Origin of the sequence: Pseudomonas sp. PGPPP4, from assembly GCF_002256045.1 — a bacterium.
Classification (GTDB): domain Bacteria; phylum Pseudomonadota; class Gammaproteobacteria; order Pseudomonadales; family Pseudomonadaceae; genus Chryseomonas; species Chryseomonas oryzihabitans.
The window spans coordinates 178,076-203,011 of record NZ_NKID01000001.1 but is presented as its reverse complement, the minus strand read 5'-3'; the positions used below and the strand labels follow the sequence as shown (position 1 = coordinate 203,011).

Sequence of the window (24,936 nt, the reverse complement as noted above, 5' to 3'; positions counted from 1 at the left end):
GCCATAATAGCCCTGCTGCCGTCACTTCGAAAGCATTCGAACATTGATGGTGGCTATGACCGGCATTGATGTTAGACCGCAGGTACCGGGAAAGGGGTTCCACTGCGCAGCGCCGCATTGCGGATATGTTCGCGCATGGCCTTTTGCGCAGCCGCGGGCGAGCGGCGGCTCAGCGCCCTGAGGATACGCCGGTGTTCCTGCCAGGTTTCCAGGGCCCGCTCGGGGCGCACGAAGGGCAGCTTCTGGCTTTCGTGGAAACGCTCGGGGCTGCTGGTGATCACCGCGAGCATGGCCGGATTGTCCGCGGCCAGCAGCAGTTGACGATGAAAATCGAAGTCCAGCACGGCCGCCTCCTCTAGCTCGTTGGCCCGCAGCGCCCGGTGCAGGGCGGCGAGATTGGCCTCCAGGCGATCCAGGTCGGCGGGGCCCAGGGTGACGGCGGCGAGGCCAGCCGCGAAGCCCTCCAGGGCGAATCTCAGCTGGAACACATGGGCGGCGGCGACCTCGCCGGCGAAGGGCCAGTGCCCATCCGGCGCGCCCGTCGCTTCCTGCACATAGACCCCGCGCCCAGGCTGGACGCTGACCAGGCCCAGGGCACTGAGGGTGGACAGCGCCTCGCGCAGGGAGGCGCGACTCACCCCCAGCCGCTCGGCCAGCTCGCGCTGCGCGGGCAGCGCCGCGCCGGGGGCATAGCCTTCGGTTTCAATCAGCCGGCGAATGGCGTCGACGGCATATTGGGGTACGGCACGGGTGGCAGCGAGGGGCATGGCGTGGTCAGGCCAGTCAGTCCGGAAGCTTGCCTTTTAAGCCGATTTACCGACCAGTTCAAGCGTGGCCCCAAGGCGGAGCACAGGGCGGCAAGCGCGCACCAAAGCGGCCCACGCGGGTCAGACGCAGCCGTCCAGACGCCAGCCAACTGTTCAGACCAGTAAGACCAATCCTCAGGCCAGACGGCCCTTGCGCCCGTCTGGCAGGTGACTGGCACATGAAATGCACTGGGGAGAGCCAATCCCATCCTGCTTTCGGAGTCTCGTCATGCTCAAGCGCTGGACCGCCCTCTCCCTGTTCGCCCTGGGCCTGACCGCCCTGCACACCTCCGTCCAGGCCGATCAGCTGGCCGACATCCAGCAGCGTGGCACGGTGCGCATCGCCGTACCTCAGGACTTCCCGCCCTTCGGCACCGTGGGCCCCGACCTCAAGCCACGCGGCCTGGACATCGACACCGCCCAACTGGTCGCCGACAAGCTGGGCGTCAAGCTGGCGCTGACCCCGGTCACCAGCACCAACCGCATCCCCTTTCTGACCACCGGCAAGGTCGACATGGTCATCTCCAGCCTGGGCAAGAATGCCGAGCGCGAGCAGGTCATCGACTTCACCAAGCCCTACGCGCCCTTCTTTCTGGGCGTGTTCGGCGCCAAGGGCAGCAGTCTGAGCAAGCCCGAGGAACTGGCCGGTAAGACCATCGCCGTGACCCGCGGCGGCATCGAGGACATGGAGCTGAGCAAGGTGGCGCCCAAGGACGCGGTGATCAAGCGCTTCGAGGACAACAACGCCACCATCGCCGCCTATCTCGCCGGTCAGACCGAATTCATCGCCAGCGGCAGCTCGGTGATGGCCTCCATCGCCGAGAAGAAGCCCGATCGCGCGCCGGAAATGAAGATCACCCTGAAGAATTCACCCAACTACATCGGCCTGGCCAAGCACGAACCGGCCCTCAAGGCCAAGCTGGACGGCATCATCGAGGCGGCACGCGCCGACGGCAGCCTGGATCGCCAGGCCGAGAAGTGGCTGGGCCAGCCGCTGCCCAAGGACATGTAAGGCATGGCCTATCAGTTCGACTTCCAGCCGGTCCTGCAGCAGGGCGATCTGCTGCTCAAGGGCGCCCTCTTTACCCTGGAGCTGACCGCCATCGGCGCGCTGCTGGGCATCGCCCTGGGCATCCTCGGCGCGGTCTGCCGTGCCTGGCGGCTCAGGCCCTTCGACCGGGTGTTCGGCGTCTATGTCGAGCTGATCCGCAACACGCCCTTCCTGATCCAGCTGTTCTTCATCTTCTTCGGCCTGCCCTCGCTGGGCGTGCACATCAGCGAATGGCAGGCCGCGGTGCTGGCCATGGTGATCAACCTGGGCGCCTATTCCACGGAAATCATCCGTGCCGGCATCCAGGCCGTGCCCAAGGGCCAGCTGGAGGCCGCCGCCGCCCTGGCCATGACCCGCGCCGAGACCTTTCGCCACGTGATCCTCAGGCCCGCCCTGGCCAAGGTATGGCCGGCGCTGTCGAGTCAGGTGGTGATCGTGATGTTGGGGTCGGCGGTCTGCTCGCAGATTTCCACCGAAGAGCTGACCTTCGCCGCCAACTTCATCCAGTCGCGCAACTTCCGCGCCTTCGAGACCTATCTGCTGACCACCCTGCTCTATCTGGTCATGGCCATCGGCGTGCGCCAGCTGCTGCACTGGATCGGTCGGCGCTTCATCCAGGGAGGCCGCTGATGGACTTCACCCTCTGGGACATCGTCCGCAATCTGGGTACCGGGCTGTACTGGACCCTCATCCTCTCGCTGGCGGCCTTTGCCGGCGGCGGCCTGGCCGGATTGCTGGTGCTCTGGGCGCGGCTGTCGCCGCTGCAGGCGCCACGGCTGCTGGCCAAGCTGCACATCGAGCTGTTCCAGGGCACGCCCCTGCTGATGCAGCTGTTCCTGGTGTTCTTTGGCATCTCGCTGCTGGGATTGGAGATTCCCGCCTGGCTGGCCGCCGGCGTGGCCCTGACCCTGTTTACCAGCGCCTATCTCGCCGAGATCTGGCGCGGCTGCGTCGAGGCCATTCCTCATGGCCAGTGGGAAGCCTCGGAAAGCCTGGCGCTGACCCGCTTCGAGCAGCTGCGCCACGTCATCCTGCCCCAGGCCCTGCGCATCGCCGTGGCGCCCACCGTGGGCTTCTCGGTGCAGGTGGTCAAGGGCACCGCGGTGACCTCCATCATCGGCTTCACCGAACTGACCAAGATCGGCGGCATGCTCGCCAATGCCACCTACCAGCCCTTCACCGTCTACGGCCTCGCCGCCCTGGGCTATTTCATCCTCTGCTACCCGCTGTCGCTGGCCGCACGCTGGCTGGAAAGGAGACTGCATGCCGCTGCTTAGAGTGACCGCCCTGCACAAACACTATGGCAACCACCATGTGCTCAAGGGCATCGACCTGACCGTCGAGGAAGGCCAGGTGGTGGCCATCATCGGCAAGAGCGGCTCGGGCAAGAGCACCCTGCTGCGCACCCTGAACGGCCTGGAATCCATCAACGACGGCGTCATCGAGGTGGATGGCGAATACCTGGACGCGGCCCGGGTCAATCTCAGATCGCTGCGGCAGAAGGTCGGCATGGTCTTCCAGCAATTCAATCTCTTCCCGCACCTGACCGTGGGCGAGAACGTGATGCTGGCGCCCCAGGTGGTCAAGAAGACGGGCAAGGACGAAGCCCGCGCCCTGGCGCGGCAGATGCTCGAACGGGTCGGCCTGGCGGAGAAATTCGACAGTTATCCGGATCGCCTCTCCGGCGGCCAGCAGCAGCGGGTGGCGATCGCCCGCGCCCTGGCCATGTCGCCCAAGGTGCTGCTCTGCGACGAGATCACCTCGGCGCTGGACCCGGAACTGGTCAACGAGGTGCTGATGGTGGTCAAGCAGCTGGCCCGCGAGGGCATGACGCTGATCATGGTCACCCACGAGATGAGATTCGCCCGCGAGGTCGGTGACAAGCTGGTATTCATGCACCAGGGCAAGGTGCACGAAAGCGGCCATCCCCAGGAGCTGTTCGCCCATCCGCAGACGCCGGAACTGGCCCAGTTCATCGGTCAGGTGGCCTCCTGAGGCGGAAAACCCTATTTTTTCTGCCACTTTGCACAACCGTAACCGCTGTGCGCTTGAAGCCGTCACCGGCTAGCTGGCACGATGGCGCGGTTTATCGCCGAGAGCCTCCAGATGCAGCCTTCGCCAGCCGAACCCCACGAACTGATCGCCGCCATCGACCTGGGCTCGAACAGCTTTCACATCGTCCGGGCGCGCCATTCCCATGGGGAAATCCGCATCCTTGAGCGGTTGGGCGAAAAGATCCAGCTGGCCGCCGGTCTGGACGAGTCGCGCCTGCTCAGCGAAGAGGCCATCCAGCGGGGCCTGGACTGCCTGCGCCGCTTCGCCCAGCTGATCGCCGGCATGCCGCGCGGCGCCGTGCGGGTGGTGGGCACCAACGCCCTGCGCGAGGCACGCAACCGCGCCGAATTCATCCAGCGCGCCGAAGCCGTGCTCGGCCATGCGGTCGAGGTCATCTCCGGTCGCGAAGAGGCTCGCCTCATCTACCTGGGCGTGTCCCACTCCATGCCCGATGTGCCCGGACGCCGCCTGGTGACCGACATCGGCGGCGGCAGTACCGAATTCATCATCGGCCAGCGCTTCGAGACCCTGCAGCGCGAGAGTCTGCAGATGGGCTGCGTCAGCTTCACCAAGAGATTCTTCGCCGACGGCAAGATCACCGCCGCCCAGTACGCCCGCGCCTATACCGCCGCCCGCCTGGAACTGATGAACATCGACCAGGGCCTGCGCGAGATGGGCTGGCACCAGGCCCTCGGCGCCTCCGGCACCATCCGCGCGGTGGCCCTGGCGATCCAGGCCGCCGGCCGCGGCAATGGCGAGATCACCCCGGACGGCATCGAATGGCTCAAGCGCAAGCTGCTCAAGCAGGGTGACATCAACCTGCTCAACATCGACGGCGTGAAGCCGGATCGGCGCGCCATCCTGCCGGGTGGCCTGGCCATCCTCGAAGCCCTGTTCAAGGCCCTGGAACTGCAGGAGATGCACCTCTCCGAAGGCGCCCTGCGCGAAGGGGTGCTCTACGACATGATCGGCCGGCACAGCCACGAAGACGTCCGCGAGCGCACCCTCAACGCCCTGGCCGAGCGCTACCACGTCGATCAGCGCCATGCCGAACGCGTGGAAAAGCGCGCCCTGAAGTCCCTGGCGCAGGTCGCCGAGGCCTGGGCCCTGACCGACGAGAACCATGCCGAACTGCTGCGCTGGGCCGCGCGCCTGCACGGCGTCGGTCTGGACATCGCCCACTATCAGTACCACAAGCACGGCGCCTACCTGATCGAGCACTCGGACCTGCCCGGCTTCTCCCGCCGCGATCAGCAGGCCCTGGCCCTGCTGGTACGCGGCCATCGCCGCAACATTCCCGTCGAGCGCCTGCAGGAACTCGGCCCGGAAGGCGAACCGCTGCTGCGCCTGACCCTGCTACTGCGCTTCGCCATCCTCTTCCACCACATCCGCCACAAGAGCATCCCGGACGTGCAGCTCAGCGCCGGCGAGCGCAGCCTCGATGTGCAATTCCCCGATGGCTGGCTGGCGGAGAATCCCCTGACCCAGGCGGATTTCGAGCTGGAGGCCCAGTGGTTGGAGCGGGTGGGGTATCGGTTGAGCGTCCGCTGAGGTAATTTTTCGTAGGTTGGGTTGAGCGCCAGCGAAGCCCGACGTTGCGGGGCTTCAACTGTGCACCTTGGGTGTCTGGGTGCCTTAGTTGATTATCATGTTTTGCTGATGGCTCTTGTTTCGCCTGGCCGGCGACTTACTTTTCTTTGCTTGTGCAAAGAAAAGTAAGCAAAAGAAAGCACACCCCACGTTTCGGCCCTCCGCTGCGCTCCGGGTCCCCTCGCTCCGGCGCCGCTCCAGGAGCACGGCACGAAGGGGCCTCCTGCCCCTCGCGCCTTGCTCGGCGTCCTGCCTCGCATCCCCCTCCGCGACACCTGCACTCGGCCTCACTGACGGGGCGGGGCGCAAGCCTGATGTCTGGGTGCTCACAGGTTTGTAGCGTGGAAAACCGCGCCGCGTTTTCCACTGGCGCTTAACGTCGATCCCTGTGGACAAGGCTGCGCGGTTGTCCACGCTACGGGCTACGGGCTACGGGCTACGGGCTACGGGCTACGGGCTACGGGTAGCGTGTTCTTCAACCAACACTTTCAGGCTGGTGAATCGCCCCGTTCAGTAGGGCGAACGCCAGCGTCGTGGAGTGGGTCGAGCCGCAGGGATGCGGCGAGAGGCCTAACGGGCCATGGACGGCCCGTGTAGGCCGACCCCGGAACGGCGCTGGCGTGAGCGGACCCGGAGCGAAGCGTAGGGCCGTATGTCCGGGGCAAGCGTTTTTGCTTACTTTTTTCGCGACTGAAAAAAGTGAGTCGCCCGGGTGGGCGAAACAAGAACCATCAAAGCACTCGATAAGCAGCCAAGATGCACTGCTGACCCCCCGCAACGTTGGGCTTCGCTAGCGCTCAGCCCAGCCTACGAAACCGGCCAGGGCCCATGGCGGCATGGGCCCGTAACGCCATCAACGGGTATTCACCACCGGGCTGGCCAGCCGCTCCAGCAGCGTCGCCTGCACACTGCGGGCATTCTGGTTGCCGGTGGGCGATTGGCGGATGTAGCTGCCGTCTTCCTGCAGCACCCAGGCCTGGGTGTTGTCGGTGAGATAGCCTTCCAGCTCCTTCTTGACCCGGCTGATGAGCTTCTTGCCCTCCACCGGGAAGCAGGTCTCGACGCGCATGTCGAGGTTGCGTTCCATCCAGTCGGCGCTGGAGAGATAGAGCTTCTCGTCGCCACCGTTGAGGAAGTAGTAGATGCGGCTGTGTTCCAGGAAGCGACCGATGATGGAGCGCACCTGGATGTTGTGGGACACGCCCGGAACACCGGGGCGCAGGCAGCACATGCCGCGCACCACCAGGTCGATCTTCACCCCGGCCTGGCTGGCCTTGTAGAGGGCGCGGATGACCTTGGGATCGGTGAGGCCGTTGACCTTGGCCATGATCTGCGCCGGCCGCCCTTCGCTGGCCGCCACCGCTTCGCGGTTGATCATCTCCAGCAGGTTCTTCTTCAGGGTGAAGGGCGCGTGCAGCAGCTTCTTCATGCGCAGGGTCTTGCCCATGCCGATCAGCTGGTTGAACAGCTTGTGCACGTCCTCGGTCAGGGCCACGTCGGCGGTCAGCAGGCTGTAGTCGGTGTACAGCTTGGCGTTGCCGGCGTGGTAGTTGCCGGTGCCCAGATGGGCGTAGCGGCGCAGCTCGCCATTCTCGCGGCGCAGGATCAGCATCATCTTGGCGTGGGTCTTGAAGCCCACCACGCCATAGATGACCACGGCGCCAGCCTGCTGCAAGCGGCTGGCCAGCTGCAGGTTGGATTCCTCGTCGAAGCGCGCGCGCAATTCGATGACCGCGGTCACCTCCTTGCCGCTGCGCGCCGCATCCACCAGGGCGTCGACGATCTCCGAGTTGGCGCCGCTGCGGTAGAGCGTCTGCTTGATCGCCAGGACGTTGGGGTCCTTGGCGGCCTGGCGCATCAGGTCGATCACCGGGGTAAAGGACTCGAAAGGGTGCAGCAGCAGCACATCGAGCTTGCCCAGCACGTTGAAGAGGTTGTCCTTCTTCTGCAGGAGCTTGGGAATGGTCGGGGTGAAGGGGGCGTTCTGCAGCTCCGGGTGACTGTCCAGCCCGGTGATGGAGAACAGCCGGGTCAGGTTGACCGGACCATTGACCTTGTACAGCTCGCTGTCACCCAGGCCGAATTGCTTGAGCAGGTAGTCGGTAAGGTGTTTCGGGCAGATGTCCACCACCTCGAGCCGCACCGCATCGCCGTAGCGCCGCGAGAACAGCTCGCCGCGCAGGGCACGGGCCAGGTCTTCGACGTCCTCGGTGTCCACCGAGAGATCGGCGTTCCGGGTCAGGCGGAACTGGAAGCAGCCCTTGACCTTCATGCCGGGGAACAGGTCATCGGCATGGGCGTGGATCATCGAGGACAGGAAGACGTAGTTGTCCCCGGGTCCGGCGACCTCCTCCGGCACCCGGATGATCCGCGGCAGCAGGCGCGGCGCCGGGATGATGGCCAGACCCGAGTCGCGGCCGAAGGCGTCCATGCCCTCCAGCTCGACGATGAAGTTGAGACTCTTGTTCACCAGCAGCGGAAAGGGGTGGGTCGGATCCAGGCCGATGGGGGTGATGATGGGCGCGATCTCGTCGCGGAAGAACTTGCGCACCCAGGCCTTGATCTTGACGTCCCAGTAACGGCGGCGGATGAAGCGGATCTGCTGCTCGGCCAGGGCCGGCAGGAGCACGTCGTTGAGGATGGCGTACTGCCGCTCCACCTGGCCGTGGACGATGTCGCTGATGCGCGCCAGCGCCTGGTGCGGCAGCAGGCCGTCGGCGCCGGCCTGTTCGCGGGCGAAGGTGATCTGCTTCTTCAGACCCGCCACGCGGATCTCGAAGAATTCATCCAGGTTGCTGGAAAAGATCAGCAGGTACTTGAGCCGCTCGAGCAGCGGATAGGACTCGTCGAGGGCCTGTTCCAGCACCCGGATGTTGAACTGCAGTTGCGACAGCTCGCGATGGATGTAGAGGCTGCTGTCATCCACATTGGCGGCAGGCACGCTGGGCGCGGCCGGCACCTCCGCGGCGGCCGGTACTTCGGCGTCCAGCGCCAGCGTCTCTTCCGCGGTCTCCAGGGACTCGGCGGTGACGGGCTGTTGCAGATCGGTTTCGACGAAACCCTGGCTACTCATTGAAGCTCCTTAGGAACGCGAAGGCCCCTGGCGAAGTTGTTGGGCGGCGCGTTTGGCGAAATAGGTGAGGATGCCGTTGGCCCCGGCGCGCTTGAAGGCCAAGAGCGATTCGAGGATGACGGCGTCGGACAGCCAGCCGTTCTGGATCGCGGCCATGTGCATGGCGTACTCGCCGCTCACCTGGTACACGAAGGTCGGCACGCGGAATTCCTCGCGGACCCGGCGGACGATGTCCAGGTAGGGCATGCCCGGCTTGACCATCACCGAGTCGGCACCCTCGGCCAGGTCGCCGGCGATCTCGTGCAGCGCCTCGTCGCTGTTGCCCGGATCCATCTGGTAGGTGGCCTTGTTGCCCTTGCCCAGATTGGCGGCCGAGCCGACGGCGTCGCGGAACGGCCCATAGTAGGCGCTGGCGTACTTGGCCGAGTAGGCCATGATCTGCACGTTGTGATAACCGGCGTCTTCCAGGGCGGCGCGGATGGCACCGATGCGGCCATCCATCATGTCCGAGGGTGCGATCACCTGGGCCCCGGCGGCGGCATGGGACAGCGCCTGCTTGACCAGCACCTCGACCGAGACGTCGTTGAGCACGTAGCCGCGCTCGTCGAGGATGCCGTCCTGGCCGTGGGTGGTGAAGGGATCCAGGGCCACGTCGGTGATCACCCCCAGCTCGGGGAAGTGCTCGCGCAGGGCGCGGGTGGCGCGCTGGGCGATGCCGTCCGGGTTGTAGGCCTCGGCGCCGTCCAGCGACTTGCGCTCGGTGGGGGTGACCGGGAACAGGGCGACCGCGGGAATCCCCAGCGCCACCAGCTCGGCGGCCTCTTCCAGCAGCAGGTCGATGGACAGGCGCTCGACGCCGGGCATCGAGGGAATCGCCTCGCGGCGGCCTTCGCCATCGAGCACGAAGACCGGCAGGATCAGGTCATCCACCGTCAGCACATGCTCGCGCATCAGGCGACGGGAAAACTCGTCGCGGCGCTGACGGCGCATGCGAGTGGCAGGGTAGCTACGGTTGATGGGGGTAAAACTCACGATCGACTCCCAGACCCGGATCACGGGTCAGTGTGATGGGTTATAGGCCACAATCATGACCGATTGGTAACAGCAGATGACAATATGGAGTGCCTATAGGTCCTATCCAAGGCAGACGCCGGCTGGACCCGGCGTGACACAGGGTCGCAGCGAAATCCCTGCGTGACCGTCTGGCGCCCGGCGGACGGAAGTCCGTCACACTTTCTTTCCAGACGCCAACCGGGGTAGGCTGCGCCATCTTTATTCACCTCGTGTAGCGCCGAATGCTCCAACAATTCCTCCACGATTTCGGCTATTTCGCCCTTTTTCTCGGCACCTTTTTCGAGGGCGAAACCATTCTGGTGCTGGCCGGTTTCCTGGCCTTCCGCGACTACATGAACATCCAGACCGTCATCCTGGTTGCCTTCTGCGGCAGCTACGCCGGCGATCAGCTCTGGTACTTCCTCGGCCGACGCCACGGGCGCAAGCTGCTGGCACGCAAACCCAAGTGGGAAGCCGCAGGCGAGAAGGCCTTGGCGCACATCCGGCGCCATCCGGACCTCTGGGTGCTGAGCTTTCGCTTCGTCTACGGCCTGCGCACGGTGATGCCGGTGGCGATCGGGCTGTCGGGCTATCCGCCGGCGCGCTATCTGATCCTCAACGGCATCGGCGCCATCGTCTGGGCTACGGTGCTAGGCTATGCCGCCTATCACTTCGGCGCTGTCCTCGAAGGGGTGCTGGGCAATCTCAAGCGGTATGAACTGATGGTGCTGGGTGGTCTGGTGGTGATCGGTCTGCTGCTCTGGCTGTGGCGTCGCAGCCGCACGCCCAGAGCCTAATGGTCAGACAGCCTGTTACCCGGTACGTCCATCGAACGGATTAAAGGCTCGGCAGTCGCTGCCGATGCCCTGAGTATCAACCCTTCCCGACACCCCGTAGGCAAGCTGGCGATTGAGCATGCTGAACTTCTCTACCCTGCTGCCTCCCGGCCATCAGATCCTGGCCGCCCACGAGTACGAAAGCCTGCTCGTGGTCCTGTCGTACCTGATCGCCAGCGCGGCCGGCTACACCGCCCTGGCCATGGCCGACTGGGTGACCAACAGTCGCTCCCGCCGCGGCAGCGAGCTGGCCAAGCTGATCGGCGCCGTCGCCCTGGGCGGGGGCATCTGGTCGATGCACTTCCTGGCCATGCTGTCGTTCAAGATCGGCATCCATGTGCACTACGCGCCCCTGCAGACCCTGGCCTCGCTGCTGATCGCCATCGCCGTGTCCTACACGGTCATGCATCTGATCGGGCGCGAGTCCCTGACCGCACCGCAATACGGGCTCGCCGCCCTGGCCGCCGGCCTGGGCATCGCGACCATGCACTACACCGGCATGCTGGCGATGCAGTCGGTCGCCGTGCAGCTCTATGATCCGCTGCTGGTGGTGATCTCGGTGGTGATCGCCAGCCTGGCGTCCCTGGGTGCCCTGCTGCTGGCCTTCCGCCTGCGCGGCAGGACCGGCCTCAGAACCCTCTGGCTGCGCCTGCTGGGCAGTCTGGTCCTGGGTTTTGCCATCGTTTCCATGCACTTCACCGGCATGGCTGCCCTCACCCTCGCCGTGCCCATCGGCTTCGAACCCGACGGCCTGACGGAAATGACCCAGCACCTGGAGCTGGGCATGGGCATCGCTCTCGGCACCCTGTTCATCATCATGGTCGGCCTGCTCGCCGCCTGGGCCGGCGAGCGCTTCCATGCCCAGCGCCTGCGATTGGAGCGGGTCTCGACCACCCTCGATCAGATCACCCTGCACGATCCCCTCACCCACCTGCTCAACGGCGCCAGCTTTATCCAGACCGTCGACCGGGCCATCGGCCAGGCGCGTACCGGTGAGCAGTTCGCCCTGCTGATGCTGGACATCGATCACTTCAAGCGCATCAACGACAGCCTCGGCCATGCCCTTGGCGATGAATTGCTGATCCAGATGGCGCAGCGGATCCGCGCGGTGCTCGACAACGACCTGCCACTGGCCCGCTATGCCGGCGACGAATTCAGCCTGCTGCTGCCGCTCGGCCAGCGCGGCGATAGCCAGCCCCTGGCCATGCGCCTGCTGGAGCAGTTGCGCCCGCCCTTCGAGCTGGCCGGGCAGCGCATCGCCATGACCTTCAGCCTGGGCATCGCCCACTATCCGCAGGATGGCGCCAATGCCGGCCAGCTGCTGCGCAGCGCCGGCCTCGCGGTCGGCCATTGCAAACGCAGCGGACGCAATCGCAGCCAGAGATTCACCACCGAACTCCAGCGCGACGCCGACGACCTGCTGAGTCTGGAGATGGACCTGCGCCAGGCCCTAGCCCAGGGCGGTCTGCACGTGGCCTATCAGCCCATCGTCGACCCCGCCGGTGCGCCAGTGGCCCTGGAAGCCCTGGTCCGCTGGCAGCACCCAGTACTGGGCCCGCTGAGTCCCGAGCGCTTCGTTCGCGTCGCCGAGGAGACCGGGCTGATCGCCGACCTGGATGGCTGGGTCATGCGCCAGGCCTGCGCCGACCTCGCTCAGCTGCACCGCGAAGGTCACGCGGATCTACGCGTCTCGGTGAATTGCTCGGCGCTCAATTTGAGCGATCGGCTCCTGCCCCAATCCATCGCCCGCACCTTGCAGGCCGAGGACCTGCCGGCCTCGGCGCTGATCCTCGAAGTGACCGAGAATGCTCTGATGCACAGCCTCAACGTGGCCGTCGAGGTGCTCGGCGAGATCCGCACCCTGGGCGTGCGGGTCTCCATCGACGATTTCGGCAGTGGCTACTCGTCGCTGGCCTACCTGAGCCGGCTACCGGTGGATTCGCTCAAGGTCGATCGCGCCTTCGTTCGTACCATCCCCAAGCAGAGCAACGACATGGCCATTGCTGCGGCGATCATCGCCATGGCGCACAAGCTGGGCCTCAATGTGGTTGCCGAGGGGGTGGAAACCAGCGAGCAACGCCAGTTCCTGCAGGCCAACGACTGCAACTTCATGCAAGGCTACCTGTTCGGCCGGCCCATGCCGCTGCCACAACTGCGCACCTGGCTGCAGCAACCCGCTCTAGCCGCCTTGCCTGCCTAGCAGGCCACCCGCCCCTAGCCGGCGACGCTGCGCTGGAGGCGGGTAATCAACCGGTCCAGGGCGTTGGCGAAGGCCTGGCGATCACGCTCGCCGTAGCCGGCCTGGCCCCCGCCCATCTGTCCCTGGTCGCGCAGATCGGTCATCAGATTACGCATGGCCAACCGCTGCCCCATGTTGCGCTCGTCGAATTCCTGCCCGCGTGGATCGAGGGCCGCCACGCCCTTTTTCACCAGCCGATCGGCCAGGGGAATGTCGCTGCAGATCACCAGGTCACCCGGCTGCGCCTGCTCGACCAGGTGGTCGTCGGCGGCGTCGGGGCCACTGGGGACCACCACCAGGCGAACACAGGCGAAGGGTGGCTTGATCTGCGGCTGGCCGGCCACCAGCACCACCTCCAGCTTGCGCTTGAGGGCGAACTTGCAGACCAGCTCCTTGGCGGCGCGCGGACAGGCATCGGCATCGATCCACAGGATCACGGGGATTTCTCCGGCAAAAGCCCAGGATACCGCGCCGCGCCGGCGCACCCCAGCGCAGCGGCGCGGTCGGACAGGGATAGCGACCTGACTGGAGCCTCCCATGACTTTCTGGCAACGCCTGGCAGAGCCTGCCCAGGCCCTGGTGTATGGCGCCACCGGCGGCCTCGGCCTGGCCCTGTGCGAACAGCTGCTGGCGCGCGATGACGTCGCGCGGGTCTGGGCCTGCGCGCGCCACGCCGAGACGCATGAGGCCCTGGCCACGCTGGAGCGGCGGCATGGCCCGCGCCTGCGCCGCCTCGATGTCGATCCGCTGACCGCTACCGATCTGCCAGCCCGCCTGGCGGACGAGGCGCCGCGCCTGGATCTGCTGCTGTGCGCCTCGGGGCTGCTGCAGGGCGAACGGGCCCGCGCCGAGAAGAGTCTGGCGCAGGTGGATCAGGCGGGACTGCTGGAAAGCTATCTGGCCAATGCCGTGCTGCCGTTGCTGCTGATCCGCCAGTTGACGCCGCTGCTCAAGGGCCAGCACCCCTGTCAGATCGCGGCGCTGTCGGCGCGGGTCGGCTCCATCGGCGACAACCAGCTGGGTGGCTGGTATGGCTATCGGATGGCCAAGGCGGCGCTGAATCAGGGGCTGCGCTGCGCCAGCATCGAGCTCAGCCGGCTCAATCCGCAGAGCTGCGTGCTGGCCCTGCACCCTGGCACCACCGACACGGCGCTGTCCCGACCCTTCCAGGCGCGGGTACCGGCCGACAAGCTGTTCACGCCCGCCTATGCGGCAGAGCGCCTGCTGGCGGTGCTGGCCGCCCGTACGCCGGCCGAGACCGGCAGTTTCTGGGATTGGCAGGGGCAGCCGGTGGTCTGGTAGGGCCCGGCGTCAGACCGCGGCGCGGCGCACCGTGGACAGCAACGCGGCCGCCGCGAGGAACAGGCTGGCGAATACCCGGTTGGTGATGCGCTGCTGGCGCGGGGTGCGCAGCAGGGTCAGCACCCGGGCCGCCAGCCCGGTGTAGCCCGCCATCACGATCAGGTCGACGCTGACCATGGTTGCCCCGATGATCAGGTACTGCGCGGTCAGGGGCGCATGGGGATCGACGAATTGCGGCAGCACCGCGAGCATGAAGATCAGCGCCTTGGGATTGCTGACGTTGACCAGGAAACCGCGCATGACCAGGGCGCCGATCCGCGGGGGCAGACGCTCGCCGACCACCTGCTCACCCAGATCCAGGGGCGCCGCGCGCCACTGGCGGAGCGCCAGGTAGGCAAGATAGGCCACGCCAAACCACTTGATCAGGGTGAAGGCCAGCTGCGAGGTCGCCAGCAGGGCGCCGACGCCCACGGCGACGATGGCGATCTGCAGCGCCAGTCCCAGCTGCAGACCGATGGCCGTCCAGTAGCCACGGCGGAAGCCCAGGGTCACGCCGGCGCTCATGGAGGCGATCGCTCCGGCTCCGGGCGAGAGGCTGATCATCCAGCAGGCAATGAAGAAACCGGTCCAGACCTGCAGACTCATGGGTTCACCTGTCGAGATGGAAGTCGAAGGAGCCGTCGGCATCGCGCCAGCGGCGGACCGACTTCTGGAAGAACTGGGTGTTGGGGATCTGCACCAGGGCGCCTTCCTGGTTGTCGTCCAGTTCCTGCAGGGTCACGAAGAGCATGTTGATCGCCACCACCCGGCCCTTGATGCCGGGTTTGTCCGAGGCGTCCAGCACCTCGATGCGATCGCCGAGGCGGAAGGGACCGACGGTAAAGATCAGCACCGCGCAGAACAGGTTGGAGAGCACGCTCCAGATGGCGAAGAAGGCCACCGCGGCCACGGCGACGAACCCGGAAATGGCCGTCCAGAGCACCGCGGCGGACACCCCGAAGCGCTCCAGGGCCATGAGGATGGCACTGCCCATGATCAGCCAGCGCAGGGTGCCACGCAGTCCGAGGACGATCTGCGGTGGCAGCGGATAGCGCTCGCCCAGGCCGGTGACGGCACGGGCCACGATGCGCTGCAGCACATAGCCGATCAGCAGTACCAGGGCGACCTGGCCGGCCACCAGCAGGTAGTCGCCCCACCCCGGCAGCCAGGTGTGCAGCCACTCGGTCATCAGGCCCCCTCGAGTTCGGCTTGCAGGCTTTCCAGCCGTTCCAGGGCTTCCAGCCACTGCTCTTCCAGCTCGGCTTCGCGGGTCTTGGCCGCGGCCTGGTCAGCCAGCGCCTGGCGCAGTTCTTCCTTGCGCGCGGCGTCGTAGAGACCGCTGTCACCCAGCCGGGCTTCCAGGGCGGCGAGCCTTTCCTGCAGCTTGCCCAGCTCGGCTTCCAGCTTGTCGGCGGCCTTCTTCAGCGGCGCCAGCTGCTGGCGCAGGGCGGCGGCGGCCTGGCGCTGGGCCTTGCGATCGGTCTTGTCGACCGCGGCGCCTTCACCGGCGGCGAGGCCCGGCTCCTGGCGGGCGCGGAAGTCCACCAGCCAGCGGCTGTAGTCGTCCAGGTCGCCGTCGAAGGCCTGCACCTTGCCATCGGCCACCAGCAGGAATTCGTCGGTGGTGCTCTTGAGCAGATGCCGATCGTGGGAGACCACCAGCACCGCCCCAGCGAATTCCTGCAGCGCCAGGGTCAGGGCCAGGCGCATGTCCAGGTCCAGGTGGTTGGTGGGTTCGTCCAGCAGCAGCAGATTGGGCTTCTGCCAGGCGATCAGCGCCAGGGCCAGGCGCGCCTTTTCGCCACCGGAGAAATTCAGCACCGCCTCGTCGCAGCGCGGACCGCGGAAATCGAAGCCGCCGAGGAAGTCGCGCAGGCTCTGCTCGCGCTCGCCGGGGGCGATGCGTTGCAGGTGCAGCAGGGGACTGGCCTTGGCGTCCAGCGAATCGAGCTGGTGCTGGGCGAAGTAGCCGATGGCCAGGTTCTCGCCGCGCTGCAGCCGGCCGCCGAGGGGTTCGAGTTCGGCGGCCAGGGTCTTGATCAGGGTCGACTTGCCGGCGCCGTTGGGGCCGAGCAGGCCGATGCGGGCGCCTGGCGTCAGCTGCAGCTTGACCGGGTGCAGGATGGTGGTCTCGCCGTAGCCGAGTCGGCCTTCGGCCAGGTCGAGCAACGGACTGGACAGCTTGTCCGCCTCGCGGAAGGCGAATTCGAAGGGCGAATCGACATGGGCCGGTGCCAGCTCTTCCAGGCGTTCCAGGGCCTTGATCCGGCTCTGCGCCTGACGGGCCTTGGTGGCCTGGGCCTTGAAGCGGGCGATGTACTTCTCCATGTGGGCGCGCTGGGCCTGCTGCTTGTCGTAGGCCTGCTGCTGCTGCGCCAGGCGTTCGGCGCGGGTACGCTCGAAGCTGGAGTAGCCGCCGCGATAGAGCACGAGTTTCTGCTGGTCCAGGTGCACCACATGATCGACCACGGCATCGAGGAAGTCGCGGTCGTGGGAGATCAGGATCAGGGTGCCGGGATAGCCCTTGAGCCAGTCTTCCAGCCAGAGGATGGCGTCCAGATCCAGGTGGTTGGTGGGTTCGTCGAGCAGCAACAGGTCCGAGGGGCACATCAGCGCCTGGGCCAGGTTGAGGCGCATCCGCCAGCCACCGGAGAAGTCGCCGACCTGGCGCTCCATCTGCGCGGCGGTGAAGCCCAGCCCGGCCAGCAGCTTGCGGGCCCGGGCATCGGCGGTATAGCCGTCGGCGGCCTCGAAGTCGGCATGCAGCCGGCCGAGGGCGTTGCCGTCCTGGGCCGCTTCGGCCGCTGCCAGTTCGCGCTGGATGCGACGCAGGTCGATGTCGCCGTCCAGCACATAGTCCACCGCCAGCCGCTCCAGGGTATCCACCTCCTGGCGCATGTGGGCGATGCGCCAGGCCGCCGGGATGTGGCAGTCGCCGGCATCGGCCCCAAGCTGCCCGCGCAGCAAGGCGAAGAGACTGGATTTACCGGCGCCATTGGCACCGATCAGACCGGCTTTCTGGCCGGGATGCAGGGTCAGTTCAGCGCTTTCGAGCAGACGCTGGGGACCACGCTGTAAGGTAAGGTTCTGTAGTCGGATCATGGCGGCGGAGTGTAGCAGCTCCACCACCCACGAATGGGGAGGCGGACATGCAAGAGGACCTGTGGGAATTCGCGTTGGCAGTATACGCCCGGCCCGGCGTGGAAGGCGCCTGTTTGCGTCTGCAGGAGGCCGGCGCCGACGTCTGTCTGGTGCTGACGGCGCTCTGGCTGGATCGCCGCAACTGCGCCCTGGATGCCGAGGGCCTGGCCCGGCTGCAGCGCGCCTCGCAGCACTGGCAGGACACGGTGGTACGCCCCCTGCGCCAGTTGCGCCAGGCCTGGAAAGCCGCGTCCGGCGCGGACGAGAGCCTGGCGGCGCTGCGGGAGCAGCTCAAGGGACTGGAATTGGCCGCGGAACGTGAACAGCTCGCGCGTCTGGCACGGCTGGCGGGCCACTGGCCGTGTCGCGGGGGACAGGGTCCGGAAGACTGGCTGCACGCGCTGGCACCGCGCGAGGCAGCCGCAGCGGACCTCGACCTGCTGGCCGAGGCCGCGCGGGGGAACCGGGGCTAGACCGACGCCAGCCGCGGTTGCTGGTGCGAGGTGTGCAGCACCTCGATGAGGCAGTCTTCGAGTTCGAAGCGCTCGCGCAGGGTTTCACCCAGCAGCTTGAGTTCGATGGTCAGCAGACCCGGGTCCCGATAGGCCCCGCGCTCGAATCTGTCGTTGAAGTTCAAGGCGGCGTCGGTCAGGGCCTGCAGGCGCGGATAGACGCTGTCGGCGAACTCGATGGCGCGCTCGTCCTGGAATTCCCGGGCTTCGGCCACCAGTTGCTCGTAGATCTCGAAATGCGCGGTGGACATGTAGTCGACCAGCATGTCGCAGAGTCGCTCCAGTTCGCTGACCTCGCGCACCGGTCCCAGCAGGGGCTCCATGTCCAGGGTTTCGTAAGCGGTCACCAGCTCGCGGCGGGCAATCAGCCAGCGGTCGATCAGCTGGTGGACCCCACCCCAGCGTTCCTGGGCATTGCGGCAGGTTTCTAGCATGACGGCAGCTCTCTATACGGGCGAGACGGTCCGGGCGCAGGCGCCCGGCTGTTATCAGGAACTATACCGACATCGCCTCGCCAGGCGAGTGCCGTTGCTCGGAGAAAGCTCAGCGACGGCGGAAGATCTTGACCAGGCTCAGGGCCATGAGCAGCACGAAGGCCAGCAGGCTCCATTCCGGGATGCTCAGACCGAACAGCGTCCAGTTGACCTCGGCGCAATCGGCGGTGCCGTGCAGGACCAGGCGGATGATCTCCTGGAAGGGCAGCGCCTGCATCATGTAGTCGAGGCTCGGCAGGCAGGCCGCCAGCTCTTCCGCCGGAACCGTCTGCAGATAGACCTGGCGACCCGCGGTGGCGGCACCGGCGGCGGCCAGCAGCAGCAGGACCACGCCATAGATGCGCCGCCCGCGCTTGCCCGGCGCCTGGATGCCGGCGATCAGCGCCACCACCCCGACCAGAATGAAGAAGATCCGTTGCATGACGCACAGCGGGCAGGGCTCGAGGCCGACCACGTGTTCGAGATAGAGACCGACGCCCATGAGCACCGCACAGGTGGCGGCCATGAACAGAAAGATGAAGCGGGGACTAGTCACGGACGCGCCGTCTCCAACAGGGAATTGGGACGTTACGGTAGAGAAAGCCCGGGCACCTTTCAAGGACCCGGGCAGACGAGCCGCGCCGTCAGACCCGCGGCGTCGGCAGCGAAGTGGTGTCGGACTCGCGCCACTGGCTCTGCAGGAGCTGCTGGCTGCGGTCCACATCGCCCAGCTGGATGGCCACCCTGGCCAGTTCGCCGGCGGTGACTGCGGACGGCCGCTGCGCCAGACTGCGCTCCAGGTATTCGCGCGCCTTGCCCCACAGCTGGTTGTTCATGCACAACCGGCCCAGGGCCAGCAGCAGCACCGCATCCTGGGGGCGCTCCTTGAGCCAGCCTTCGGCGTGGTGCAGCGGACGACTGGCATCGCGCGGACGCAGCTGGCCATAGAGCTCGACCAGGCGCTCGTCCCACTGGCGATTCAGGGTGATGTGCAGCACCTCTTCGGCCAGGTCGTCGCGGCCGATGGCGCGCAGCTGACGGGCATAGGCCAGCACCACCGAGGCATCGCCCTTAAGCGCCGTGGGCACCTGCTGCCACTGGGCATCCACCGCCGATTCCGCGCCCTGGGCGGGCACCTCGTCGAGGGTCGCGATCCATACCTTGCGCTCCAGATCGTCCTGCTCCTGGGGTCGCAGCACCTGCTGCTTGCGCAGTTGCGGCAGCAGGGCGATCAGCGCCGGCCAGTCGCGCAGGGTCACCTGCAGGCGCTGCAGTTGCAGCAGCACCTCGCCATTCTTCGGATACTTGGCCTGCAACGGCGCCAGGCTGTCACGGGCCTCCAGATACTGACCCCGGTCGATCTGCAACCGGGCCTGTTGCAGGCCGATGGCCAGGTCGGCCTGGGGCTCGCGCTCGCGGGCCTGACGCAGCAGGCGGTCACGCTCTTCGAGATCGCCCAGTTCGTTGGCGGCGCGGGCGGCGCCCAGTAGGACGAACAGCGGCTGATCGGCGTGCTCGGCGGCGCCTTTCAGGTGCTTGAGGGCACCGCTCCAGTTGCCTTCGGCCAGTTCCAGCTGACCCTTGTGGCGCGCCTGCTCCAGGCGGCGCTGGCGATTGTGCCGCGACCAGGGGTTGAGCACCTTGCCGGTCAGGCCCAGGGCGCCCAGCACCAGCTTGAGGATGTAGAGCGCCAGCCAGGCTGCCACCAGCAGGGCCAGGAAAGCCCAGAGACTCGATTCGTAGCGGAAGTTGCTGTAGGACAGCAGCACGTAGCCCGGCTCCTTGGCCAGCACCACGGCAACGCCCAGGCCGACGAGCAGGGCGAACAGGAACAGCAGGTACAGGCGCTTCATGGGCGATTCTCCTGAGCCGCGCCGGCGGCGGCATTGTTCGGCTGGATTTGCTGACGCTGGGCGATGTAGGCCTGCAGCGCGGTCAGGGCCGGCGTCAGGTCAGGGGCCTCGAAGGTGACTGGCCGTTCGGCCAGCTCCTGCAGGCGCAGCTTGACCGCACGGCTGTCGGGATTCTGGTTGTTGAAGTGGGCGGCGAGGACGTCTTCGGCCTGCTCGATGGAAAGCCGGTAGACCTCCTGATTGCCGTTGAGCACGGCCCACTGCGCCTGCTCCAGCGCCAGGCTCATGGCCAGGCGCACCTGGGCCAGGGATTCCTCGGCCAGCAGCGGACGAATCGGCTGGTCGGCGGAAAAGTCGATGCGGAAGTAGCTGGAGATGCGCTGGCGGAAATCCTGCCACCATTGCTGCAGGGCATTGCTCGGCGGGACCGCGGCCTTTTCGACGCCGGGCTGGTCGGCCACCGTGGTGGAAAAGCGTGGCGGCAGGGGTTCCAGGCTCTGCACCTGATTGCGCAGCGAAGCCAGCTGGACGAATTGCCCGGTGCGATCCAGGTCGGGCAGCTGGCGCAGGGTCTGCTGGGCATTGGCCAGTTGCTGGCGGGCGGCGAAGGCGGCCGGATCGTTCTGGGCCTTGAGGATGTCATCGACACCCTGCAGCAGATTCTGGGCGCTGGGCACGTCCTGCAGCGCGGTCATGCGCAGGGTGGCCATGCGCAGCAGGTGCTCGGCCTCGGTCAGTCGCCAGGCCTGGCGACTCTGGCCGACCACCTCCTTGAATTGCTCGGCGAGGTGCTGCTGGTCGCCCTGCAGCTCACCGAGCTGACGGCGGCGTTCTTCCAGCTCGTTGGCCGAGGGCAGGCGGCCCAGATCGGCACTCAACGCCTGGTTGCGCATTTCCAGCTGGCGCAGCTGGCTACGCAGGTCTTCGGCCTGGGCGGCCTGGCTCTGCTCGGCCTGACGCACCTGCTGCAATTGCCAGACGCTCCAGCCGCCGACACCCAGGCCACCGGCGGCCACCAGCAAGGCCAGCAGCGCCAGACCGGACGCCTTGCCCGAGCCCTTGCGGCGCACGCTTGCCGGTGGGGGTGCCGGCGGCGGCGAGGCGGGAGTCACGACAGGATCGGGAGAAACGTCGTCGGCGCGGGGGGCTTGAGTTTCGCTCACGGGAATTCCTTGTAGGGTCAATCCGGATGGTGATGGGCAAGCGCGGCGATCAAGGCGCCAGCGCTGGCGCCCTGGCACTCGATGATGCGTTGGCAGCCGCTGGCACGAGCCAGTTCGGCCACACGGGCGCTGGGTACCAGCAGGGGATAACGGCGCACCGCGGGCCAATCCGCACCCGCACAGGCCTGCAGATGCGCGAAACCCTGCCCACTGCTGACCATGATGGCATTCAGGCGTTCCGCTGCCAGGGTCTCTAGGACCTGCCCTGCGGGGTAGTCCGGGCACTGGCGGCGATAGAGTTCGAGCACCTCGACGCGGGCGCCGCGGGCGGTGAGGGTGTCGACCAGCAGGTCACGGCCGCCCTCTCCGCGCAGCAGCAGCACCTCGGGCGCCGGGCGCTCGAGGGCTTCCTGCAAGGCCGGCAAGGCTAGCAGGCCTTCGCTGTCCTCACGCAGGGGATGGTGCACCTGCAGTCCATAGTCTTCGAGCACGGCGGCGGTGGCCGCGCCCACGGCGAACCAGGCTTGCAGTGGCGGTTGCGGCCAGTACTGATCGAGGGCGGCGAGGCCCAGGCGGGCCGCCGGCTTGCTCACCACCAGCACGGCGGCATAGCGATCGAGATCGAGCCAGAGCGAGCGCTGTTCGGGGGTTTCCGCCAGGGGCTGCAATTCCAGCAGCGGCAGGCTGGTCGTGGCGATGCCCACCGTGTCCAGAGCGGCGGCCAGGGGTGGATTCTCTTCCGCCGGCCGGGTCAACAGCAGTCGCCAGGCGCTCATGATGCGCCGGAGGCCCCATAGACGGCGTCGAGGATGCCCTGGGCGCCCTGGGCCAGCAGGTCTTCGGCCACGGTCACGCCCAACCCGGCCGGGTCGTTCAACGGGCCGCGGGCCTCGGCGCGCAGCAGCAGGCCACCATCGGGCTGGCCGACCAGGCCGCGCAGCCAGAGCAGTTCGCCTTCCTGTACCGCATAGCAGGCGATGGGTACCTGGCAGCCGCCATTGAGACGGCGATTCAGGGCGCGCTCGGCCGCGACGCGGCGTTCGGTCGCGAAATGGTGCAGAGGTTCGAGCAGTGCATGGACCTCGGCATCGTCGGTGCGGCATTCGATGCCCACGGCGCCCTGGCCACCCGCGGGCAGGCTGTCTTCGACGGTCAGGTATTCGCGGATGCGCTCGGCGAAGCCCAGGCGGATCAGGCCGGCGGCGGCCAGGATGATGGCGTCGTAGTCGCCGGCGTCGAGCTTGGCCAGGCGGGTATTGACGTTACCGCGCAGGAAGCGGATCTCCAGATCCGGGCGCAGGGCCAGCAACTGGGCCTGGCGCCTCAGGCTGGAGGTACCGACCACGCTGCCCTCTGGCAGCTCGGCAAGACCGCTGTAGCGATTGGAGACGAAGGCATCGCGCGGGTCTTCCCGCTCGCAGATGGCGTACAGCCCGAGACCTGCGGGGAATTCCATGGGCACATCCTTCATGGAGTGCACGGCGATGTCGGCGCTGCCGTCGAGCAGGGCGTTTTCCAGTTCCTTGACGAACAGACCCTTGCCGCCGATCTTGGCCAGGGGCGCGTCGAGCAGCTTGTCGCCGCGACTGGTCATGGGCAGCAGACTCACCCGCAACCCCGGATGGGCCGCTTCGAGGCGGGCTTTCACATAGTCGGCTTGCCAGAGTGCCAGGGCACTCTGGCGCGTGGCGATACGGATTTCGCGGAGCATGGACATTACCGGCACGTCAGATTGCCGGCCATGATAGCAGGTCGACCGGCGCCCCTCCCCCGCTGCGCGCCGGTCGCCAACCCGCGAGCGACGTCAGATGCTGTGCATCAGGCGGCGCACACCGGCCACATGACGGCGGCTGACGGTCAGGGCGTCGCCGTTCATGCCTTTCAGGAACAGCTGGAAGTGGCCTAGGGGCGTGCGCTGCAGACGCTCGATGCGCTCGCGAGAGACCAGCGCATTGCGGTGAATCCGCACGAAGCGCTCGCCGAATTCGTCTTCCAGCGCCTTGAGCGGTTCATCCAGCAGCACCTCGCCGCCGGAGTGTCTCAGGGTCACGTACTTGTGGTCGGCGATGAAGTAGACCACGTCATCCAGGGGGATCAGCTCGATGCCCTTGCGGGTCCGGGCGCTGATATGGCTGCGCGGGCCCGGGCCACCGCTGGCCGGCGGCTTGGTCAGGGCGGCCAGTTGCATCCGGTTGGGTCGCTGGGCCTTGCTCAGGGCAGCGGCCAGGTCCTCCTGCCGCACCGGCTTGACCAGATAGCCCACGGCGCTGACCTGGAAGGCGTCGAGCGCGTATTCGTCGTGGGCGGTCACGAAGATCACCGCGGGCGGCGATTCGCGCTCGCAGAGACGCGCGGCCACCTGCAGACCGTCCAGACCCGGCATGCGGATGTCGAGCAGGACGATATCGGGCTTGAGGTTTTCAACCAAAGCGAGGGCTTCCTCACCGTTGGTGGCTGTTGGCTCCAGGGCGGTATAACCGTCCAGTTGCCCCACCAGACGGGCCAGACGCTCGCGCGCCAAGGGTTCGTCATCGACGATCAGGACATTCATAAGCTCAGGCTTCCCGCATGAGTCGCTCGCATGGATAGCGAAGAGACGTTGTATGCCGCTGGTCGCGGCGTTCGATTTTGAGACTCGCAGCTGGTCCGAAAAGTGCCGTCAATCGCGCCTCGATATTGCTTAAAGCTTGACGGGTGCCCTTGGGTGGGCGTGGCTGCTGCTCCACCTCGGGATCATAGGGGTTGCTAATGACCAGCTCGAACACCCCCTCCCGGTAGGTGGCGAAGATGGTGACCAGGCCCCCTTCGATGCGCGGCGCCACGCCATAGATCAGCGCGTTTTCCAGCAGCGGCTGCAGCGTCAGCTGGGGAATCGGCAGATCCGCCGGCACCCCGTCCACGTCCCACTGCAACTGCAGGCGATCGCCCAGGCGCAGGCGTTCGATCTCCAGATAGCGCCGCGACAGCTCCAGCTCCTCGACCCAGCGCACCTTGGTGCCGGGCTGGGCCAGGCTGGCGCGGAACAGCGCCGACAGGTCCAGCACGGCGCGCTCGGCCTTGTCCGCATCCAGGGCGACCAGGCTGGCGATGCTGTTCAGGCTGTTGAACAGGAAGTGCGGGCGGATGCGCGCCTGCAGGGATTCGATGCGCGCCTGCAATTCGGCCTGCTGCTGGCGACGCCACTGGCTCTGCAGCCAGAAGTAGCGCAGCAGCAGCATTGACATGATGAAGGCGATCAGCGCGTGCCTCATGTACAGCCGCACCTCGCCCACCCGCTGCAGCGGACCGGCCAGTTGCAGCCAGTCGGCCACCAGGGTGCAGAGCAGGGTCAGGGCCACCACGATGGCGCAGCAGAGCCCGCCGGCCACCACCGGGCGATGGCGGGCGAGCCAGGGCCGCAGGCGACAGAGCAGCGCCGCCGAGAGCAGCACGATCCACTGCACGAAGAGCGAGACCAGCGCCAGGCGAATCCAGTTGAACTGCAGGGTGAAGGGTTCTGCCAGCACCAGGACCAGCACCAGCAGCTCGGCCAGCACCACCAGCACGAGCAGGGCCTCCGGTTCGCAGAGCGCCGGGACGAAGAAGTCGTCGACCTTGACCGGTCGGGGGGTTTTGCGGCGTTCGAGTATCATGGAGGCAGTGTGGGTCAGATACCACTCGTCGGCAAGTCGGCTCCGTTGAATCGGGCCGGCACCCGCTCAGGACTGCTATCATCGGCCCTCTCCTACCCTTACCGACAAGCCCAGCAGC

General features: G+C 66.8%; 24 protein-coding genes. 9 read left to right on the top strand and 15 right to left on the bottom strand.

All coding sequences use genetic code 11. The annotated features are described in order from the left end of the window. Positions 1–71: 71 nt before the first annotated feature. A complete protein-coding gene (locus CFE50_RS00895; RefSeq protein WP_241808214.1) occupies positions 72–767 on the bottom strand; it encodes a FadR/GntR family transcriptional regulator in 696 nt (231 codons plus the stop codon). 268 nt (positions 768–1,035) lie between these two features. Between CFE50_RS00895 and CFE50_RS00890 the strand changes: the two genes are divergently transcribed. The 5 genes from CFE50_RS00890 (at position 1,036) to ppx (ending at position 5,463) form a co-directional block, all read left to right on the top strand. Then, positions 1,036–1,818: a transporter substrate-binding domain-containing protein gene (locus CFE50_RS00890; RefSeq protein WP_286729651.1), complete on the top strand. Its 783-nt coding sequence runs from the start codon at positions 1,036–1,038 to the stop codon at positions 1,816–1,818. A gap of 3 nt (positions 1,819–1,821) precedes the next feature. Next, complete coding sequence (locus CFE50_RS00885) at positions 1,822–2,487, top strand: amino acid ABC transporter permease (protein ID WP_286729648.1); 666 nt, start codon at positions 1,822–1,824, stop codon at positions 2,485–2,487. Beyond that, complete coding sequence (locus CFE50_RS00880) at positions 2,484–3,134, top strand: amino acid ABC transporter permease (protein WP_186309242.1); 651 nt, start codon at positions 2,484–2,486, stop codon at positions 3,132–3,134. The genes CFE50_RS00885 and CFE50_RS00880 overlap by 4 nt, the downstream gene beginning before the upstream one ends. Next, positions 3,121–3,852, top strand: coding sequence for an amino acid ABC transporter ATP-binding protein (locus tag CFE50_RS00875; protein ID WP_286729645.1), 732 nt, complete (start codon positions 3,121–3,123; stop codon positions 3,850–3,852). Before CFE50_RS00880 ends, CFE50_RS00875 begins: the two co-directional genes overlap by 14 nt. Positions 3,853–3,963: 111 nt before the next feature. Beyond that, on the top strand, positions 3,964–5,463 hold the full coding sequence (gene ppx, locus CFE50_RS00870) for an exopolyphosphatase (RefSeq protein WP_145151954.1): 1,500 nt from the start codon (positions 3,964–3,966) through the stop codon (positions 5,461–5,463). Positions 5,464–6,355: 892 nt separating this feature from the next. Here ppx and ppk1 read toward each other — a convergent pair. Then, positions 6,356–8,575 carry a polyphosphate kinase 1 gene (gene ppk1 / locus CFE50_RS00865; RefSeq protein ID WP_286729639.1) on the bottom strand — a complete coding sequence of 740 codons (2,220 nt, stop codon included), beginning with the start codon at positions 8,573–8,575 and terminating at the stop codon, positions 6,356–6,358. 9 nt (positions 8,576–8,584) lie between these two features. Further along, entirely contained in the window at positions 8,585–9,607 is a 1,023-nt protein-coding gene (gene hemB / locus CFE50_RS00860) for a porphobilinogen synthase (RefSeq protein WP_007161353.1), read from the bottom strand. Between the two features lie 263 nt (positions 9,608–9,870). Between hemB and CFE50_RS00855 the strand changes: the two genes are divergently transcribed. Continuing rightward, the gene (locus tag CFE50_RS00855) at positions 9,871–10,425 is read left to right on the top strand and encodes a DedA family protein (protein ID WP_241808218.1); all 555 of its coding nucleotides are present in this window, start codon (positions 9,871–9,873) and stop codon (positions 10,423–10,425) included. Between the two features lie 118 nt (positions 10,426–10,543). Then, positions 10,544–12,664 carry a putative bifunctional diguanylate cyclase/phosphodiesterase gene (locus tag CFE50_RS00850; protein WP_286729635.1) on the top strand — a complete coding sequence of 707 codons (2,121 nt, stop codon included), beginning with the start codon at positions 10,544–10,546 and terminating at the stop codon, positions 12,662–12,664. Positions 12,665–12,678: 14 nt separating this feature from the next. Here CFE50_RS00850 and CFE50_RS00845 read toward each other — a convergent pair whose 3' ends face one another. Next, a complete protein-coding gene (locus CFE50_RS00845) occupies positions 12,679–13,140 on the bottom strand; it encodes a YaiI/YqxD family protein (RefSeq protein WP_241808220.1) in 462 nt (153 codons plus the stop codon). Between the two features lie 100 nt (positions 13,141–13,240). On the opposite strand from CFE50_RS00845, the gene CFE50_RS00840 reads away from it, so the two are divergent. Next, the gene (locus CFE50_RS00840) at positions 13,241–14,005 is read left to right on the top strand and encodes an SDR family NAD(P)-dependent oxidoreductase (RefSeq protein ID WP_286729631.1); all 765 of its coding nucleotides are present in this window, start codon (positions 13,241–13,243) and stop codon (positions 14,003–14,005) included. A gap of 9 nt (positions 14,006–14,014) precedes the next feature. Here CFE50_RS00840 and CFE50_RS00835 read toward each other — a convergent pair whose 3' ends face one another. Genes CFE50_RS00835 through CFE50_RS00825 form a run of 3 tightly spaced genes read right to left on the bottom strand, consistent with a single transcriptional unit; the run spans position 14,015 to position 17,146 of the window. Next, a complete protein-coding gene (locus CFE50_RS00835; RefSeq protein ID WP_286729630.1) occupies positions 14,015–14,650 on the bottom strand; it encodes a LysE family transporter in 636 nt (211 codons plus the stop codon). 4 nt (positions 14,651–14,654) lie between these two features. After that, positions 14,655–15,233, bottom strand: a complete 579-nt coding sequence (locus tag CFE50_RS00830; protein WP_027598178.1) for a mechanosensitive ion channel family protein — start codon at positions 15,231–15,233, stop codon at positions 14,655–14,657. Then, entirely contained in the window at positions 15,233–17,146 is a 1,914-nt protein-coding gene (locus CFE50_RS00825) for an ATP-binding cassette domain-containing protein (protein ID WP_145151973.1), read from the bottom strand. Before CFE50_RS00825 ends, CFE50_RS00830 begins: the two co-directional genes overlap by 1 nt. 47 nt (positions 17,147–17,193) lie before the next feature. Between CFE50_RS00825 and CFE50_RS00820 the strand changes: the two genes are divergently transcribed. Continuing rightward, on the top strand, positions 17,194–17,658 hold the full coding sequence (locus CFE50_RS00820) for a TIGR02444 family protein (protein WP_286729623.1): 465 nt from the start codon (positions 17,194–17,196) through the stop codon (positions 17,656–17,658). On the opposite strand, the gene CFE50_RS00815 is transcribed toward CFE50_RS00820, so the two are convergent. The 8 genes from CFE50_RS00815 to CFE50_RS00780 all read right to left on the bottom strand — a co-directional run bounded on the left by CFE50_RS00815 (position 17,655) and on the right by CFE50_RS00780 (position 24,818). Continuing rightward, a complete protein-coding gene (locus CFE50_RS00815) occupies positions 17,655–18,131 on the bottom strand; it encodes an Rsd/AlgQ family anti-sigma factor (protein WP_007161363.1) in 477 nt (158 codons plus the stop codon). The two genes, CFE50_RS00820 and CFE50_RS00815, sit on opposite strands and share 4 nt — an antisense overlap. Before the next feature lie 109 nt (positions 18,132–18,240). Further along, positions 18,241–18,726 carry a disulfide bond formation protein B gene (locus CFE50_RS00810; protein WP_027598175.1) on the bottom strand — a complete coding sequence of 162 codons (486 nt, stop codon included), beginning with the start codon at positions 18,724–18,726 and terminating at the stop codon, positions 18,241–18,243. An 88-nt stretch (positions 18,727–18,814) separates the two neighbouring features. Continuing rightward, a complete protein-coding gene (locus CFE50_RS00805; protein WP_241808223.1) occupies positions 18,815–20,023 on the bottom strand; it encodes a heme biosynthesis HemY N-terminal domain-containing protein in 1,209 nt (402 codons plus the stop codon). Next, on the bottom strand, positions 20,020–21,186 hold the full coding sequence (locus CFE50_RS00800; RefSeq protein WP_042135286.1) for a uroporphyrinogen-III C-methyltransferase: 1,167 nt from the start codon (positions 21,184–21,186) through the stop codon (positions 20,020–20,022). Before CFE50_RS00800 ends, CFE50_RS00805 begins: the two co-directional genes overlap by 4 nt. A 17-nt stretch (positions 21,187–21,203) precedes the next feature. Continuing rightward, on the bottom strand, positions 21,204–21,962 hold the full coding sequence (locus CFE50_RS00795) for a uroporphyrinogen-III synthase (protein WP_241808224.1): 759 nt from the start codon (positions 21,960–21,962) through the stop codon (positions 21,204–21,206). After that, positions 21,959–22,897, bottom strand: coding sequence for a hydroxymethylbilane synthase (gene hemC / locus CFE50_RS00790; protein ID WP_502694669.1), 939 nt, complete (start codon positions 22,895–22,897; stop codon positions 21,959–21,961). The genes CFE50_RS00795 and hemC overlap by 4 nt, the downstream gene beginning before the upstream one ends. A gap of 93 nt (positions 22,898–22,990) precedes the next feature. Beyond that, the gene (locus tag CFE50_RS00785) at positions 22,991–23,737 is read right to left on the bottom strand and encodes a LytR/AlgR family response regulator transcription factor (protein WP_007161369.1); all 747 of its coding nucleotides are present in this window, start codon (positions 23,735–23,737) and stop codon (positions 22,991–22,993) included. Positions 23,738–23,741: 4 nt separating this feature from the next. Continuing rightward, positions 23,742–24,818 carry a sensor histidine kinase gene (locus tag CFE50_RS00780; RefSeq protein ID WP_286729612.1) on the bottom strand — a complete coding sequence of 359 codons (1,077 nt, stop codon included), beginning with the start codon at positions 24,816–24,818 and terminating at the stop codon, positions 23,742–23,744. Positions 24,819–24,936: the final 118 nt, after the last annotated feature.

What these genes read in the sequence shown, in the direction of transcription:
- CFE50_RS00855 (WP_241808218.1), top strand. Translation starts at nt 9,871, where the DNA reads ATGCTCCAACAATTCCTCCACGATTTCGGCTATTTCGCCCTTTTTCTC.
- CFE50_RS00885 (WP_286729648.1), top strand. Translation starts at nt 1,822, where the DNA reads ATGGCCTATCAGTTCGACTTCCAGCCGGTCCTGCAGCAGGGCGATCTG.
- hemC (WP_502694669.1), bottom strand. Translation starts at nt 22,897, where the DNA reads ATGCTCCGCGAAATCCGTATCGCCACGCGCCAGAGTGCCCTGGCACTC.
- CFE50_RS00890 (WP_286729651.1), top strand. Translation starts at nt 1,036, where the DNA reads ATGCTCAAGCGCTGGACCGCCCTCTCCCTGTTCGCCCTGGGCCTGACC.
- CFE50_RS00815 (WP_007161363.1), bottom strand. Translation starts at nt 18,131, where the DNA reads ATGCTAGAAACCTGCCGCAATGCCCAGGAACGCTGGGGTGGGGTCCAC.
- CFE50_RS00895 (WP_241808214.1), bottom strand. Translation starts at nt 767, where the DNA reads ATGCCCCTCGCTGCCACCCGTGCCGTACCCCAATATGCCGTCGACGCC.
- CFE50_RS00875 (WP_286729645.1), top strand. Translation starts at nt 3,121, where the DNA reads ATGCCGCTGCTTAGAGTGACCGCCCTGCACAAACACTATGGCAACCAC.
- CFE50_RS00825 (WP_145151973.1), bottom strand. Translation starts at nt 17,146, where the DNA reads ATGATCCGACTACAGAACCTTACCTTACAGCGTGGTCCCCAGCGTCTG.
- CFE50_RS00805 (WP_241808223.1), bottom strand. Translation starts at nt 20,023, where the DNA reads ATGAAGCGCCTGTACCTGCTGTTCCTGTTCGCCCTGCTCGTCGGCCTG.
- ppk1 (WP_286729639.1), bottom strand. Translation starts at nt 8,575, where the DNA reads ATGAGTAGCCAGGGTTTCGTCGAAACCGATCTGCAACAGCCCGTCACC.
- CFE50_RS00850 (WP_286729635.1), top strand. Translation starts at nt 10,544, where the DNA reads ATGCTGAACTTCTCTACCCTGCTGCCTCCCGGCCATCAGATCCTGGCC.
- CFE50_RS00835 (WP_286729630.1), bottom strand. Translation starts at nt 14,650, where the DNA reads ATGAGTCTGCAGGTCTGGACCGGTTTCTTCATTGCCTGCTGGATGATC.
- CFE50_RS00840 (WP_286729631.1), top strand. Translation starts at nt 13,241, where the DNA reads ATGACTTTCTGGCAACGCCTGGCAGAGCCTGCCCAGGCCCTGGTGTAT.
- CFE50_RS00820 (WP_286729623.1), top strand. Translation starts at nt 17,194, where the DNA reads ATGCAAGAGGACCTGTGGGAATTCGCGTTGGCAGTATACGCCCGGCCC.
- CFE50_RS00795 (WP_241808224.1), bottom strand. Translation starts at nt 21,962, where the DNA reads ATGAGCGCCTGGCGACTGCTGTTGACCCGGCCGGCGGAAGAGAATCCA.
- ppx (WP_145151954.1), top strand. Translation starts at nt 3,964, where the DNA reads ATGCAGCCTTCGCCAGCCGAACCCCACGAACTGATCGCCGCCATCGAC.
- CFE50_RS00780 (WP_286729612.1), bottom strand. Translation starts at nt 24,818, where the DNA reads ATGATACTCGAACGCCGCAAAACCCCCCGACCGGTCAAGGTCGACGAC.
- CFE50_RS00785 (WP_007161369.1), bottom strand. Translation starts at nt 23,737, where the DNA reads ATGAATGTCCTGATCGTCGATGACGAACCCTTGGCGCGCGAGCGTCTG.
- CFE50_RS00830 (WP_027598178.1), bottom strand. Translation starts at nt 15,233, where the DNA reads ATGACCGAGTGGCTGCACACCTGGCTGCCGGGGTGGGGCGACTACCTG.